The 15411-nt window shown below is 69.5% G+C and carries 14 protein-coding genes; 8 read left to right on the forward strand and 6 right to left on the reverse strand.

From position 1 onward, the window contains the following. Positions 1-8 precede the first annotated feature (8 nt). Both MZV50_RS24520 and MZV50_RS24525 read left to right on the forward strand, forming a co-directional pair. Positions 9-680 carry a glutathione S-transferase family protein gene (locus tag MZV50_RS24520; RefSeq protein WP_252631953.1) on the forward strand — a complete coding sequence of 224 codons (672 nt, stop codon included), beginning with the start codon at positions 9-11 and terminating at the stop codon, positions 678-680. 630 nt (positions 681-1310) lie between these two features. Further along, entirely contained in the window at positions 1311-2354 is a 1044-nt protein-coding gene (locus tag MZV50_RS24525; RefSeq protein WP_252631954.1) for an aspartate-semialdehyde dehydrogenase, read from the forward strand. A 139-nt stretch (positions 2355-2493) separates the two neighbouring features. Here MZV50_RS24525 and MZV50_RS24530 read toward each other — a convergent pair whose 3' ends face one another. Beyond that, positions 2494-3438, reverse strand: a complete 945-nt coding sequence (locus MZV50_RS24530) for a LysR family transcriptional regulator (RefSeq protein ID WP_252631955.1) — start codon at positions 3436-3438, stop codon at positions 2494-2496. A 109-nt stretch (positions 3439-3547) separates the two neighbouring features. Between MZV50_RS24530 and MZV50_RS24535 the strand changes: the two genes are divergently transcribed. From MZV50_RS24535 to MZV50_RS24560, 6 genes are all read left to right on the forward strand, one after another. Beyond that, positions 3548-4714 (forward strand): MFS transporter, encoded by a 1167-nt coding sequence (locus MZV50_RS24535; RefSeq protein ID WP_252631956.1) that lies wholly within the window; start codon positions 3548-3550, stop codon positions 4712-4714. 27 nt (positions 4715-4741) lie between these two features. Further along, positions 4742-5512 carry a sulfite exporter TauE/SafE family protein gene (locus MZV50_RS24540; protein ID WP_252631957.1) on the forward strand — a complete coding sequence of 257 codons (771 nt, stop codon included), beginning with the start codon at positions 4742-4744 and terminating at the stop codon, positions 5510-5512. A gap of 129 nt (positions 5513-5641) precedes the next feature. Beyond that, on the forward strand, positions 5642-6337 hold the full coding sequence (gene trhA / locus MZV50_RS24545; RefSeq protein ID WP_252631958.1) for a PAQR family membrane homeostasis protein TrhA: 696 nt from the start codon (positions 5642-5644) through the stop codon (positions 6335-6337). 22 nt (positions 6338-6359) lie between these two features. Next, a complete protein-coding gene (locus MZV50_RS24550; protein WP_252631959.1) occupies positions 6360-7631 on the forward strand; it encodes a patatin-like phospholipase family protein in 1272 nt (423 codons plus the stop codon). A gap of 72 nt (positions 7632-7703) precedes the next feature. Then, complete coding sequence (locus MZV50_RS24555) at positions 7704-9449, forward strand: serine hydrolase (RefSeq protein WP_252631960.1); 1746 nt, start codon at positions 7704-7706, stop codon at positions 9447-9449. A gap of 84 nt (positions 9450-9533) precedes the next feature. Beyond that, positions 9534-10187: a DUF2799 domain-containing protein gene (locus tag MZV50_RS24560; RefSeq protein ID WP_252631961.1), complete on the forward strand. Its 654-nt coding sequence runs from the start codon at positions 9534-9536 to the stop codon at positions 10185-10187. A gap of 7 nt (positions 10188-10194) precedes the next feature. Here the strand turns inward: MZV50_RS24560 and MZV50_RS24565 are convergent, their stop codons facing one another. The 5 genes from MZV50_RS24565 to MZV50_RS24580 form a co-directional block, all read right to left on the reverse strand. Further along, a complete protein-coding gene (locus MZV50_RS24565) occupies positions 10195-10536 on the reverse strand; it encodes a hypothetical protein (protein ID WP_252631962.1) in 342 nt (113 codons plus the stop codon). An 83-nt stretch (positions 10537-10619) separates the two neighbouring features. Further along, the gene (locus MZV50_RS26630) at positions 10620-11153 is read right to left on the reverse strand and encodes a lipid A-modifier LpxR family protein (protein ID WP_354668912.1); all 534 of its coding nucleotides are present in this window, start codon (positions 11151-11153) and stop codon (positions 10620-10622) included. Positions 11154-11158: 5 nt separating this feature from the next. Next, on the reverse strand, positions 11159-11614 hold the full coding sequence (locus MZV50_RS26635; protein ID WP_354668913.1) for a hypothetical protein: 456 nt from the start codon (positions 11612-11614) through the stop codon (positions 11159-11161). A 210-nt stretch (positions 11615-11824) separates the two neighbouring features. Beyond that, on the reverse strand, positions 11825-13708 hold the full coding sequence (locus MZV50_RS24575; protein ID WP_252635310.1) for a ribonucleoside-diphosphate reductase subunit alpha: 1884 nt from the start codon (positions 13706-13708) through the stop codon (positions 11825-11827). Positions 13709-14187: 479 nt separating this feature from the next. Further along, entirely contained in the window at positions 14188-15396 is a 1209-nt protein-coding gene (locus tag MZV50_RS24580) for an OmpA family protein (RefSeq protein ID WP_252631963.1), read from the reverse strand. Positions 15397-15411 lie beyond the last annotated feature (15 nt).

Raw genomic sequence — 15411 nt, forward strand, 5'->3', positions numbered from 1 at the left:
AGTCGCCCATGACCGCCTACCGTCTGTTCAGCGCCCTCGGATCCGGCGGCGTGCCGGTCGAGGCGGCTATGTCCTTGATCGGCCTGCCCTATGAGATCGTCGAGGCCCCGACCTGGGAGGGCGAGGCCGAAAAGGCCAAGGTCGCGGCCATCAATCCCCTTAAGCAGATTCCGGCCCTGGTCACGCCCGAAGGCGAGACCATCACCGAAAGCGCCGCCATTCTGATCTGGCTGGCCGACCGGTTCCCGGAGGCGCGCCTCGGCCCCGCGATCGACGCGCCCACCCGCGCCCAGTTCCTGCGCTGGATGACCTTCATCCCGGCCTCGATCTATTCGCTGTTCTGGGTACGGGACGATCCGTCACGGTTGGGCGGGCCGGATCCTGAGGTCCAGGCGCGGATCAAGGCGGCGACGGCCGAGCGGATCCTGGATTGCTGGCGGATGATGGAGAGCCAGCTGACGCCGGGGCGGTACCTGCTGGGCGATGAGCTGACGGTGCTGGACCTCTACGTCACGGTGGTCAGCCGCTGGGGGCCGAGGCGCGTGCGGTTCTACGAGGCCGCGCCGAGGATGAGCGAGGTCGTGAAGCGGGTGGATGCGGATCCGAGGTTGGCGGCGTTCTGGCCGAAGCGGTTCCCGTTCTTCGAGGGCTGGGAGCGGCTGGGGCAGCAAGTGGGCTGACCGGAATCCCTCTCTCATGGAGAGAGGGATTCGTGGGGCGTTCGCCTTGGGTCGCCGCCCGACCGCCTCGGTCGGTGCGATCCTTAAATCTCTTGGAGGCTGCAGCGTGCAGGGCTGATCAGCCCTGCGATCGTCTCGCCGTGAGATTTAAGGAGGGCTCCTTCTCTGGGGGAGAAGGACGCGAGCACACGAACGCCCCCAACACCCACCTCCCCGGCGAACGCCGGGGCCCAGATTCATCCGGAGCGGTTTGGGTGGGCGCGCCATGCCGCCTCGGTAGTATGACGACGTTAGCGGGTTCGATCTGGGCCCCGGCTTTCGCCGGGGAGGTGGGGGAATTGATAGGCCCGCGCACATCATGCCCACCACGCGCTGCAACCCTCGCCCCCGCCGCATCATTATTCCCCGCCCCGCCCTTTACGCGGCCACGCTTCCTCGCTATCAACCGCGCCGATGCAATTCGCGCCGACCACGATTATTACCCCGAAAACGACCCGCCTCGGCGGGGCGTGGTCGGGTGCGTGCGCGAACTAGCGAGCATCCCACCAGCCCCGCCGATGCGCGGGGCCGGCTCTCACACCAGAGACCTCCAAGCTCCCCGCGCCTCCGCACCCAAGGAGACGTAAGACCGTGAGCTTCAAGTTTTCCCGCGCCAATCCGCCCCGCGTCGGCGTCGTCGGCGCCACCGGCCTGGTCGGCGGCATGATGCGCGAACTGCTGGCCGAGCGGGACTTCCCGGTCGCCCAGCTGCGCCTGTTCGCCTCGGCCCGCTCGGCCGGGAGCAAGATCGACTTCAAGGGCCAGGAGATCGTGGTCGAGGACGCCTCGACTGCCGACTTCGCCGGCCTGGACATCGTGTTCTTCTCGGCCGGCGGCGGCACGTCGCGCGAACTGGCCCCCAAGGCCGCCGCGGCCGGAGCCGTGGTCATCGACAACAGCTCGGCCTGGCGCTCGGACCCCGACGTCCCGCTGGTGGTGGCCGAGGTCAATCCGCACGCGCTCTCGAACATCCCCAAGGGCATCGTCGCCAACCCCAACTGCACCACCATGGCCGCCATGCCGGTGCTGAAGCCGCTGCACGAGAAGGCGGGCCTGAAGCGCCTGACCGTCAGCACCTACCAGGCCGCCTCGGGCGGCGGGGTGGAGGGCATCCAGGTGCTGGCCGAGCAGCTGCGCGCCGGCGCGGCCGGCGACCTGGACGGCCTGGCGATGTCGCCCGACGCCGCCCCGCTGCCGGAAGCCCGCAAGTGGGCCGTGCCGCTGGCCTACAACGTCGTGCCGCTGAACTACGTGCTGGGCGAGGACGGCTATACCGAGGAGGAACTGAAGCTGCGCGACGAGAGCCGCAAGATCCTCGAGCTGCCGGGCCTGCCGGTCTCGGGCACCTGCGTGCGCGTGCCGGTGTTCACCGGCCACTCTCTGTCGATCAACGCCGAGTTCGAACGCCCGCTGTCGGTCGCCGAGGCCACGGCGCTGCTGGGCGCCGCGCCCGGCGTGGTGGTCGAGGCCGTGCCCAACCCGCTGGCCGCCACCGGCCAGGATCCGGTGTTCGTCGGCCGCATCCGCCCGGACCCGACCGTGGCGTCCGGCCTGGCCCTGTTCGTGGTCGGCGACAACCTGCGCAAGGGCGCGGCCCTGAACGCGGTGCAGATCGCCGAAGTGATGCTGGGCTAGCGGCCTTAGCGCCCCCTCCGGCCCTCCGGGCCACCTCCCCCGTTTCACGGGGGAGGAGATGGCGCGTTCATCCTCCCTCGCGAAGCGGGGGAGGTGGCGCGGCGCGAATACGCGCCGTGACGGAGGGGGCGCTCAACGGCTAAGCCGGCGCCCGCCCCATCGGCCAGTCGACATCGACCTCGGCCGCCAGGAAGTCGATGAAGGCGCGCACCCGGGCGGGCAGCGGACCGGCGTGGCCGACATAGACGGCGCTGATCGTCTCGACGTCGCCGGGATTGAACGCCTCCAGCACCGGGACCAGCCGGCCGGCGGCGACGTCCTCGGCGATATGGAACATCGACAGCCGCGTGATCCCCTGCCCCGCCAGGGCCAGGCGTCCGGCGCTCTCGCCGTCGCCGACCATGGCCCGGCCACGGGCCGGCAGCCACGTCCGCTCGCCCGCGCCCGGCCCGCCTTCCATCAGGAATGGCCATTCGTCGCGATGCCGCGCGAAGTTGAAGGTGATCAGGTCGTGATGGGCCAGGTCGTCGGGATGCTTCGGCGTCCCCCGCCGCGCCAGATAGTCCGGCGCGGCGACCAGCGCCATGCGGCTGTCGCCCAGCTTCTTGGCCACCAGCTGCGACGGCTTCAGCGGCCCCACGCGGATCGCCAGCTCGGCGCGTTCGTCCAAGAGATCGATCACCTGGTCCGTCAGGGTCACGTCGACCTGCACCTCGGGGTGCAGGGCGGTGAATCTCGGGATCAGGGGCAGCAGGTGATGCAGGCCAAACGGCACGTTGGAATTGATCCGCAGTCGGCCCCTGGGCGCGGCGCAGGCGGCGACGGACCGCTCGGCCTCGTCCAGGTCGGCCAGCACGCGCAGGGCGCGCTCATGGAAGGTCAGGCCCTCGGCGGTCAGCTGCAGTTTGCGGGTCGAGCGGACGACGAGGCGCGAGCCCAGCCGGGCCTCCAGCCGCGCCACCAGCTTGCTGACCGCCGAGGGCGTCATGCCCAGGGCCTTGGCCGCCGCGGTGAAGCCGCCCTCCTCCACCACGCGCGCGAAGACCTCCATCTCGCCGGAGCGGTTGATGTCCTGGCGCGCCATCGTGCCCTCAAGTCACAAGTGAAGTTCCTCTTCGCAATCTAATTCATCGAACCGACCGGCGCTATCTGATCGTTCGGATACGCCCAAGCCGCCCATGGAGCCGGACGCCATGCCCCTCGCCCTCTATGCCCTGACCGTCGGCGCCTTCGGCATCGGCGTCACCGAATTCATCATCATGGGCCTGTTGATCCAGGTCTCCGCCGATCTCGGCGTCTCGATCCCGGCCGCCGGCCTGCTGATGACCGGCTACGCCCTGGGCGTCTTCGTCGGCGCGCCGGTCCTGACCCTCGCCACCCGCCGCCTGCCGCGCAAGACCACCCTGCTAGTGCTGATGGCGATCTTCACCCTGGGCAACGCGCTGGCCGCCATCGCCCCGACCTATGGCGTCCTGATGGGCGCGCGCCTGGTCACGGCCCTGGCGCACGGGACCTTCTTCGGCGTCGGGTCGCTGGTCGCCGTCAGCCTGGTCCCGCCCGAGCGCAAGGCCTCGGCGATCTCGATCATGTTCACCGGCCTGACCATCGCCACCCTGCTGGGCGTGCCATTTGGCGCGTGGCTGGGCCTGGCGTTCGGCTGGCGGATGGCCTTCTGGGCCGTGACCGGCGTCGGCGCCCTGGCCTTCGTGGTGCTGGCCGCCCTGGTGCCCAAGGCCCAGGAGACGGTCGAGCCCGCCCCGCTGCGCGAGGAGTTCGCCGTCCTGGCCCGTCCGCAGGTGCAGCTGGGCCTTCTCATGACCGTGCTGGGCTTCGGCGGCGTGTTCGCGGTCTTCACCTATATCCAGCCGATCCTGACCGAGTTGGCCGGTTTCTCGAAGGAAGCCGTGTCGCCGATCCTGCTGGTGTTCGGCGCGGGTCTGGTGGCCGGCAACCTCGCCGGCGGCCGCTGGGCCGACAAGGGGCTGAACGCGGCCCTCGTCGGGACCCTGGCTCTGCTGACCCTGGTCATGGGCGCGTCGGCCTTCGCGTTCCACAGCCAGGCTGGGGCGGTCGTCGCCGCCTTCCTGCTGGGCGCGGCCGCCTTCGCCACCGTCGCGCCGCTGCAGATGCGGGTGCTGAGCCAGGCCGGCGGCGCGGGCCAGGGCCTGGCCTCCAGCCTGAACATCGCCGCCTTCAACCTGGGCAACGCCTTCGGCGCCTGGCTGGGCGGGGCGGTGATCGCCCACGGCCCCGGCCTGTCGGCCGTGCCGCTGATCGCCGCCGCCGTGCCGCTGTCGGCCCTGGCGCTGGCCGGCCTGTCGCTCAGCCTGGAACGCCGCGCCCGTCCCGCCCTGGCCTAACGAGGAAATGCTGCTAAGCACGGCCTTATGCTGACCGATCCGCTGTTCTACGCCGTGGCGATCCCCGCCGTGATCCTGCTGGGCCTGGCCAAGGGCGGTTTCGCCGGCATCGGGGTGGTGGCCGTGCCGCTGATGGCGCTGGCGGTCTCGCCGGTGATGGCCGCGTCGATCACCCTGCCGATCCTGCTGGTCCAGGACGTGGTCAGCGTCTGGGCCTTCCGCAAAAGCTGGGACAAGGGGCTGCTGATCCTGATGCTGCCGGCCGCGGCGGTGGGGATCTTCCTGGGCTGGGCCCTGGCCGCCTTCGTCCGGGAGGCCGCCGTCGAGCTGGCGGTGGGGGCCATCTCGGTCGTCTTCGCCCTGCAGCGCCTGTGGGCCGAACGCGCGGTCAAGGCCGCCGAACAGGTCGCGGTCGGTCCGGCCCGACCCTGGCTGGGCGCGATCTGCGGCGCGGCGGCCGGCTTCACCAGCCAGATCGCCCACGCCGGCGGCCCGCCCTTCCAGATCTACGTCCTGCCCCGCCGGCTGGCGCGCGATACGTTCATCGGCACCAGCGCCATCTTCTTCGCGGTCGTCAACTGGATGAAGGTGCCCGCCTATATCGCCCTGGGCCAGTTCACGCCCAAGGTGCTGATGACCGCCGGCGTGCTGCTGCCGCTGGCCATCGCCTCGACCTGGGCCGGGGTCTGGGTCGTTCGCCGCGTGCCGGCCGAGGGCTTCTACAAGGTCATCTACGTGCTGTTGGTGGCGGTCGGCGGCAAGCTGGTGTTCGACGGCGCGCGCGGGCTCTTCTTTTAGACGGGCTTGTTCTTCCTTTTTCTGGACGATCGTGTCGCCGAGGCCCTTTCCCCGCCACGATGATGACCGCTTATATGTCACGGAACGAACCTAGGGTTCGGACGTAGTTGCCATACGAACGGGCGGGCCATGACTGCGAGCACCACCACGACCGACATCGTCGTCACCGAACAGCCGGTCGCGACGCACTACCCCACGGCGGGCGCCAAGTGCGCCGACCTGGTGGTGCACCTGGCCGGCCTGGCCTGCGCCCTCCTGGGCGGCGGCATCCTGCTGGGCCTGGCGTTCGGCCTGGGCGACCTGAAGCAGGTGGCGGCGGTCAGCGTCTACACCGTGGGCCTGATCCTGATGCTGTCGCTGTCGACCGCCTACAACTTCGCCAAGGCCCGCTGGCGGCCGCTGCTGCGCCGCTTCGACCACGCCGGCATCTTCGTGATGATCGCCGCCTCGTACACGCCCTTCACCACCCAGAACCTGCACGGCTGGTGGGCCATCGGCATGACCTCGGCGGTGTGGACCGTCGCGGGCGTCGGCGTCTTCGCCAAGCTCGTCCTGCCGGGCCTGGACAAGCGCTTCTGGGTCGGCCTGTACCTGGCCCTGGGCTGGCTGGTCCTGGTCGCCATCAAGCCGATGATCGAGGGCTTGTCCTGGGTGGCCCTGCTGCTGCTGGCCATCGGCGGCGTCGTCTATTCCACCGGAACCATCTTCTACCTGATGCGTCGCCTGAAGTTCCGCCGCGCCATCTGGCACGGCCACGTGATCGGCGGCGCCGGCCTGCACTACGCGGCCGTCCTGGTGGGCGTGGTGCTGGCCAGCGCGCGCTAGAAGCGCCCCCGGAGAGTTCAGCTTGGATCGCGATCCCGCCGGCAAGATCAGCCTTCAGGGCTTCTTCAAGGACTGGAAAGCCAGCGATCCCCTGCGCGGCAAGCGCCTGCCCGCCCCGCCCTCGGACCGTCCGGTCCAGGCCGCCGGCTTCCCGGGCGTGCGCCTGACCGTCGACCAGGCCGACGACGCGCTGCGCCAGGCCGCCGACCGCCTGGCCCCGCTGCGCTCGCTGATCGGGCGCGACGAGTTCAACATCCTGGCCCTGTCGGGCGGCGCGTCCGGCGGCGCCTACGGGGCTGGTGTTCTCGCGGGCCTGACCAAGGCCGGCCGGCGGCCCGACTTCGCCATCGTCACCGGAGTTAGCACCGGGGCTCTGATCGCGCCGCTGGCCTTCCTCGGCCCCGCCTGGGACGACCGCCTGACCGACGCCTATGTGGGCGGCCACGCCGCCGAGCTGCTCAGCCTGCGACGCCTGGGCCCCGCCCTGGGCCCCAGCATCTTCAAGGGCGAGTCGCTGGACGCCCTGGTCGACACCTTCGTCGACATGGAGATGGTCGAGGCCGTCGCCGTCGAGCACGCCAGGGGCCGGCGCCTGCTGATCGCCACCACCAATCTCGACAGCCAGCGCGCCGTGGTCTGGGACATGGGCGAGATCGCCACCCACGGCGGCGACGAGGCCCTGAAGCTGTTCCGCACCCTGCTGGTGGCCTCGTCCTCGGTGCCCGGCATCTTCCCGCCCAAGCTGGTCGAGGTCGAGACCGACGACCACATCTATCAGGAGATGCACGTCGACGGCGGCGTCGCCGCGCCGCTGTTCCTGATGCCCGACGCCCTGCTGCACTGGCGCAACCTGGGGCCCCGCTTCCGGCGCGGCCGGGTGCACGTGATCGTCAACACGGTGCTGGATCCCTCGACCCAGTCGACCCCGCCCGGCGTGGCCTCGATCATGGCCCGCAGCTTCGACACCATGCTGCGGTTCTCTTATCGACAGGCCTTGAGCCTGGCCGCCGGCTTCTGCTCGCGCCACAACCTGCCACTCAGCGTGGCCTCGATCCCGAGCAGCTTCGAAGGCTTCAACCTGCTGAAGTTCGAGACCGACCTGATGCGCCGCATCTACGACGCCGGCGTCGAGCAGGCGATGCAGGGCACGGTCTGGACCAGCGCGGTCGAGGAGCAGAGCCTGTGGCGCGGCCTGTTCAAGAAGCCGCTGGCGGCCTCTCCGGCGGCCGGCACGGGCGTGATGATCCGCGACGCCCCCGGCCCCGTGGGCATAGAGGCGCCGCTGGAGCCTTAGTCGCCACGCCGCCCTTGCGATCTTCGCGCGAGCGCCCGAAACTCGGCAACCTGAGGATCGGCGGGGAAAGACATGCGCAAGATGATCGTGGCGGCTTTCGCCGTCTGCCTGGCGACGCTGTCGCTGGCCGGGGGCGTCTCCGCCCAGTCCACGCCCGCGACCGCTCCGACGCCCGCGAGTCCTTCCGCGGAACGCCTGTCCGACGCGGCCATTCGGCAAATCCTGGTCCAGCGGGTCGATGTCGATCACATGGACCGAGGCGTGGTCGTCGGCGTGATCGACGCCCGCGGCCGACGGGTGATCGCCCATGGCGTCAGCGACCCGGCCGACAACCACCCGATCGATGGCAAGACCCTGTTCGAGATCGGCTCGGTGACCAAGGCCTTCACCGGCCTGCTGCTGGCCGACATGGTCCAGCGCGGCGAGGTCAAGCTGGACGATCCGGTCGTCAAACACCTGCCGCCGGGCGTGGTTTTGCCGACCCGCAATGGCAAGGCCATCACGCTACTGGACTTGACCACCCACACCTCGGGCCTGCCGCGCCTGCCCGGCAACATGGCCATGACCGATCCCAAGAATCCCTACGCCGACTATACCGAGGCCCAGTTGGACGCCTTCCTGCGGAGCTACACGCTGACGCGCGACATCGGCGCCAGCTACGAATATTCCAATCTGGGAGTGGGCCTGCTGGGCCGGGCCCTGGCCTATCGCGCGGGCGGCGACTACGAGACGGTGCTGCGCCGACGAGTGCTGGCGCCGCTGGGCATGGCCGACACCGCCATCACCCTGCCGCCGGCGCTCGCGGCGCGCTTTTCGGTGGGCCATTCGGGCGACCTGACGCCGACCCCGCACTGGGACCTGCCCGTCCTGGCCGGGGCGGGCGGCCTGCGCTCTTCGGCGGATGACCTTCTGAAGCTGCTGGCGGCCGAACTGGGCTATGTCGACACGCCGCTGAAGACGGCCATGGCCGAGCAGCTGGTCCCTCGCCGTTCGGCCGGCGGCAAGGTCCAGGTCGCGCTCGGCTGGCATGTCGCGCCCAACGGCGCCGGCGAGATCGTCAACCACGGCGGGGCCACCATGGGCTTCCAGAGCTTCGTGGGGTTCGACCGCGCCAGCGGGCTGGGCGTCGTCGTGCTCAGCAATACCGCCAGCGTGATCGGCGTGGAGAATCTGGGCCTGCACCTGCTGGCCGGATGGCCGCTAAGGCAGCCCCCTAGGGCCCGAACCGCCGTGCCTATCGCGCCGGCCGCCTTCGACAAGCTGGCGGGACGCTACGCCCTGGCCCCGGAGGCCATCATGACCATCTTCCGCGATGGCGAGCGCATGCAGGCGCAGCTGACCGGCCAGCCGCCCGTCGAGATCTTCGCCGAAAGCCCCACCGCGTTCTTCGCCAAGGTCGTCGACGCTCAACTGACCTTCACCGTGGACGCCGAAGGCAAGGCAACGGCGCTGACCCTGCACCAGAACGGCCAGAACACCCCTGCCCCGCGCCTAGCCGACGGCGCCGCGGCGGCCACTCCGCCCGCGCCACCCCCGCCCCCGAACGTCGTGGCCCTGTCGCCGAAGGCCCTGGACGCCCTGACCGGGCGCTATGCGTTCGCGCCTTCGTTCATAATCACGATCACCCGCGAGACCGCGCGGCTCTTCGCTCAACTGACCGGTCAGCCCCGGTTCGAGATCTATCCGAAGAGCGAAACCGAGGCCGTCTGGACGGTCGTGCCCGCCAGCGCCACCTTCACGCTCGGCCCGGACGGCAAGGCCAGCAGCGTGACGCTGCACCAGAACGGCAGGGACCTGACCGCGACGCGGCTGCCGTGACGCCCGCCGCCCGCGTGAACCGTCGTTCAGCCACGGTTCACACGGCCAAGCTCTAAGCTCTCACGACAAGAGGGGAGCTTTGGAATGCTAAGCCTATCGATGCGGAGCCTGATCATCGGGGCGGCGGTCGCCGCCGGAGCGCTGATGACGGCCAGTTGCGCGACCATCAGCAAGGAGCAGTGCCTGCGCGGCGACTGGGGCGCGGTCGGCTATGACGACGGGCTGGACGGCCGCCCGATGAGCCGGCTCGATGACCACGCCAAGGCCTGCGCCAAGACCGGGGTGACGCCCGACCCCGTCCCCTATTTCGCGGCGCGCGCCGAGGGGCTCAAGCGCTACTGCACCGAGCCGAACGGCTTCCGGGTCGGGCGCGAGGGACACACCTATGCCGGGGTTTGCGCGCCACCGGCCGAGGCCGAGTTCCTGGGTGGCTACGCCGACGGCGAACGCGTCCACGCCGCGACGCAGCGTTTGGAGTCCGCGCGATCCGACCTCAGTTCGGCCGACTCCCGGGCCGAAACGCGCGCCCGCCAGGCCGATGGCGTCGAGGACGAGCTGCGCAACCCCAAGCTCACCGACGAGCAGATCCGGGAACTGCGTGATCGCCTGAACCGGCTGCGTCGCGAACGTCGGGACGCCATCGAGGATGGCCGCCGCGCCGACGCGGCGATCCGCGACGCCGAGCGCGAGGTCGACGACTTGAGGGCCCGCTTCTCGCCTCGCTATGGCGGGTGGTGAGGGAGCCCTAGGCCTTCTTCAGCCAGCGCGCGCGCAGCTTGGCCACGTTCGGCGGATCGGCGCGGAAGTCCGAGGCCAGGCCCAGGCGGGCGTTGCACGAGGGGCAGCGGACGTGATCCTCGTCGGCCAGCTCGGCCGGCGGGTCGAAGCGCGTGCCGCAGGGCTTGCACTTCCAGTCCCCCACCGGCGGCGGCGGCGCGACGGGCGCGACCGGCGCGGCCGAGGGCGTGAACACGGTGGTGCGGGCCGACGGCTTGACCATGCGCTCGAGCGGCGGCGGACCGCCGGGGGCGGCGACCGGGCTCTTGAGGCTCAGGGTCTTGCGGCGCGGGGGCTCGCTCTCGCTCATGGTCTCGCTGGAGGCAGTGGACAGGACGGCGCTTGCTGCATGAAAGCGGCCGGGAACACAAGCTTAATAGGGGAAATGAATCCCTACCAGTGCGGCTTCAGGCTGAATGACAGGGCGACCACGTCATCCTTCTGGGTCGCCAGGCCCATGATGCCTTCCTTGGCGCGGATCTCGCGGTGGATATAGCCCAGCGAGGCCTGCATCGGCCCGCGCCGCCAGGCGACGCCCGCCTGGCTGTCGCCGATCAGGCGGCTGGTGACATCCTGGGTCAGGCCCGCGCGGGTCCAGTCGCCGTTCTGACCGCGCAGCATGTTCAGGCCCACGGCTCGGCCGCTGGCGGCGGCGAAGATGTACCAGCGCCCGCGCTCGCCGAAGGCCTCGTCGCCCTCGCGCACGCCCAGGGCGTCGTTCACCCGGTCGCCCATGTTCTTCTTCTTGCCCAGGCGCACGGTGGCCCCGGCCTCGGCCGAGCCACCGGCCCCGCCATAGCCGAACCCGGCGTGAGGCGTGACGTCCAGGGCGAACTTGCGGCCTTTCAGCGAGACGGCCGAGGGCCAGCCGCGCGTGACGGTGACGTCGACGTCCCGGACGTCGTAGGCGTCGCTGTCGGGCCGCACCAGGGTCAGGGGGCGACGGCCGCGGTCTTGGCCACGCCCGCCATCGAGACGCGGACGCTGTCGATCGGCCCGCCGGCCTGGCCCTGGCGCGTGAAGGCGTTCGAGCGCCAGGTCACCGGACCGGCCCCGTCGTAATAGCGATCGGCATCGAGGATGCGGACGTCGCCGGCGGAGGCGGCGGCCGGCGACAGGGCGAAGCCGCCCTCCAGCTCGGCTTCCGGCGCGGCGACATCACTGGCCGCGAAGCCGGTGGCGCCCATCTTGGCCGGGTCCAGGGGACGCAGGCTCTCGGGCTTCAGCTGGAAGGACATCGGGGCGGGAACAGACGTCGCGGGGACCTTGGCCGCCTTGGCGGCCTTGCCAGCCTTTTGCGCGGCGCAGGCCTCGCCCGCATATGCGCCGACCACGGTCGCCACCATGGCCATCAAGCAGAAGACGGTGCGCTCCCCAGCGACCCTCATCCCGGATTCCCCAATCCCAACGGATACCCAGCCTACGCGCTTCTCGACGTCTGTCCATGGCGACGAATGCGCACATGGTGAACCGCCGTGAACGCCTTCGGGTTCCGCTTTCCGCCACAAAGTCGCCGCAAAAGAAAACGGCGGCGCGATCCCCATCGCGCCGCCGTCCCCGTATTTTGAATCCGTGACGCCTTTACGGGCGGGCCACTCCTACTGGCAGGCCAGGCACTCGTCGTAGTCGGTCTTTTCCGGAACGTCGAAACCGCTGGTGGCGGCTTCCGCCTTGCCCTCGGCGCCGGCATAGGCCGCGCGCTGCACCGACTTGGAGCGCAGGTAGTACAGCGACTTCACGCCCCGCTCCCAGGCCATCCAGTGCAGCATGTGCAGGTCCCACTTGTCGACGTCGCCCGGCAGGAAGACGTTGACCGACTGGCTCTGGCAGATTTCCGGCGTGCGGTCGGCGGCCAGTTCGATCACCCAGCGCTGGTCCAGTTCGAAGGCGGTCTTGTAGACGTCCTTCTCGTCCTGGTTCAGGAACTCCAGGTGCTGGACCGAGCCCTCGTGCTCCAGGATCGAGCCCCACACCGTGTCGGTGTTCTGGCCCTTCTCCTCGAGCAGCTTCTCCAGATAGGGGTTCTTCACCGCGAACGAGCCCGACAGGGTCTTGTGAGTGTAGATATTGGCCGGGATCGGCTCGATGCCGGCCGAGGTGCCGCCGCAGATGATCGAGATCGAGGCGGTCGGGGCGATGGCCAGCTTGTGGGCGAAACGCTCCTTGGAGCCGCGATCGGCGGCGTCCGGGCACGGACCCTTTTCCTCGCCCAGCGCGATCGAGGCCTTGTCGGCCTCGCGGCGCAGGTGCTTGAACATCCGCATGTTCCAGCTCTTGGCCAGGGCGCTCTCGAACGGGACGTTCTGGCTCTGCAGGAAGCTGTGGAAGCCCATCAGGCCCAGGCCCACCGAACGCTCGCGCATGGCGGCGTAGGCGGCGGTCGAGGCCGCGTCGGGGGCGCGATCGATGAAGTCCTGCAGCACGTTGTCGAGGAAGCGCATGACGTCCTCGATGAACGTCGGATGGTCGCGCCATTCCAGATAGGTCTCGGCATTGACCGACGACAGGCAGCAGACCGCGGTGCGCTCGTGGCCCAGGTGGTCGGTGCCGGTGTGCAGCATGATCTCGCTGCACAGGTTCGACTGGCGAACCTTCAGGCCCAGCTCCTGCTGGAACGAGGGCATGGCGCGGTTCACGCTGTCGGAGAAGATCAGGTAGGGCTCGCCGGTCTGCAGGCGCAGCTCCAGGATCTTCTGCCACAGGGCGCGGGCGTCGACCTCGCGCAGGACCTCGTTGGTCTTGGGCGAACGCAGGCCGAACTTGGCCCCGTCACGCACGGCGTGCATGAACTCGTCGGTGATCGACAGGCCGTGGTGCAGGTTCAGGGACTTGCGGTTGAAGTCGCCCGACGGCTTGCGGATCTCGAGGAACTCCTCGATTTCCGGGTGGTGGACGTCCAGGTACACGGCGGCCGAGCCGCGACGCAGGCTGCCTTGGCTGATCGCCAGGGTCAGCGAGTCCATCACGCGGATGAAGGGGATGATGCCCGAGGTCTGGCCCTGGCCCTTGACCTTCTCGCCGATCGAACGGACGCCGCCCCAATAGGTGCCGATGCCGCCGCCGTTGGCCGCCAGCCAGACGTTCTCGTTCCAGACGCCCAGGATGCCGTCCAGGCTGTCGTTGACGGCGTTCAGGAAGCAGCTGATCGGCAGGCCACGATCGGCGCCGCCGTTCGACAGCACCGGGGTCGCCGGCATGAACCACAGGCGGCTCATATAGTCGTAGACCCGCTGGGCGTGGTCGGCGTCGTCGGCGAAGGCCGTCGACACGCGCGCGAACATGTCCTGATAGGACTCGCCCGGCAGCAGATAGCGATCTTCCAGGGTGGTCTTGCCGAAGTCGGTCAGCAGGGCGTCGCGCGAGCGATCGACCTCGACCTTGCGCACCAGCGCCAGCTGAGGCCGCTTGCTCGGCTTGATCGCCGCCAGCCGGGCTTCTTTCCGAACGCTCGTCTTCGCCGCTTCACTGCCGTTCATGACCAAATCCATTGCTCAATCAGCGTGTTCCGGAGAAGGGAATTGCCCTGCCCAGCCGCTATATCTTGTGGCCGAGGAGCCCCCTCAGCCCAGATATGGGGCCATAAGGGTGAATGACTCGTCAACGCCTCGACCACGAGTTTTTCGTTAACAACCTGTGAACGGCCGCAACTTGCCTAGGCGGGACAAGGGGTTGCCTGGGCGAACTTTTTTCAGCCGCCGCGGGACGCGGCAAGAGGCCTCCGGAGATCCGCCCCCGGACAACGCCGTTCGTCAACAAGCTGACCACAAGGGATAGTGGTCGACGGTGGACAGCGCCCTTGGGATGGCTTCGGGATCCGCTTGCGGCGAAAGCCCCGAAAACCGGGCCTTCGGATCAAATATGGGGTCGCCGGTCCGGCCGCCAAGCGGCGCCAGACCTCCGGACAAAGAGAAAGGGCCCGGCGTTTCCGCCGGGCCCTCCCGAGTAGTCAGTCGATTCGATCTTAGAAGTTGATCGAGATCGTCGAACGACGGTTCAGCGGTTCCTTAACGCCATCGCCGGTGGCGACGGCCGGAGCGCTTTCACCCTTCCAGTCGACGGCCAGGGCCGACGTCGGGACGCCTTGCGAGGCCAGTGCGTCGGCGACGGCGCGAGCGCGACGTTCCGAGAGCTTCACGTTGTACTTCGGCGAACCCGAGGTGTCGGTGTGGCCGACGACAACGATCTTGGTCGCGTGACCGTCGTTGGCGTACTTCGCGGCTTCCGTGACCACCGATTGCGCTTCCGGCGTCAGGACCGATTGGTCGAACGGGAAGTACACGATGAACTCGCGGGCCTCATACTGCGGCGGCGGCGGAGGCGGCGGCGGCGGGGGAGGCGGCGGAGGCGGCGGCGGGGGAGGCGGCGGCGGCGGGGGCGGCGGCGGCGGAGGCGGCGACGCGAACGAGTAGCGGAGACCCACGGTCACCGACTGGTCCCTGTACTGGCCTTCGAAGGCGCCCGGCTGCAGGGCGTGCGAACCCTGCGACTGCCAGCCGTGATCCGCGCCGGTGATGTAGCGGTAGGTGAAGTCGATCTTCAGCTTGTCCGTCGCCTTGATCGAGGCGCCGGCGATGGCCTGCCAGGCGACCGCCAGATCGTCGTCGTCGACGGTCAGGCTCTGGATGCTCGGATTGGTCGTCGAGATCGCGCCCGGCACGTTGCTGAACTGACCCAGGGCCTTGACGTCCAGGCGGTTGATGCCGACGCCGGCGCCCAGGAACGGGTTCAGCCAGGAGTCCGGAGCGAAGTCATAAATGACGTTCGCCATCAGGGTCCACGACTCGATCGAACCGCTCGGCGAGCCGCAGGTCGGCGCCGCGGCGGTGCGCGTCACGCCCGGCGTGCAGAGACCGACGGGCTGGTTGGCGCGAACGGCGTTGCCGTGAACGCTCTTCAGGTCGCCGGGGCGATAGCCGCCCTCGACTTCAGCGCGCCAGTGCGGGTTGAACTGGTAGCCGAGACGGACGAAGCCGGTCCAATCCTTGTCGGTCTTCCACGACCAGTGATAGGGCGCGCCGTCCGGAGCGCGAGCTTCCGACTCGGTCGTGACGCTCTGCGGCCAGTGGTAGCCAAGGTCGACCGCGCCGTACCAGCCGGTCTCTTGGGCCGAAACGCCCGACGCGGCGAACACCGCGGCCAGAGCAGCTCCCGCCAGGAGGTTGAGTTTCATCGTTGAAGAGCCCTC

It is taken from the genome of Caulobacter segnis, assembly GCF_023935105.1.
Taxonomy (GTDB): domain Bacteria; phylum Pseudomonadota; class Alphaproteobacteria; order Caulobacterales; family Caulobacteraceae; genus Caulobacter; species Caulobacter segnis_B.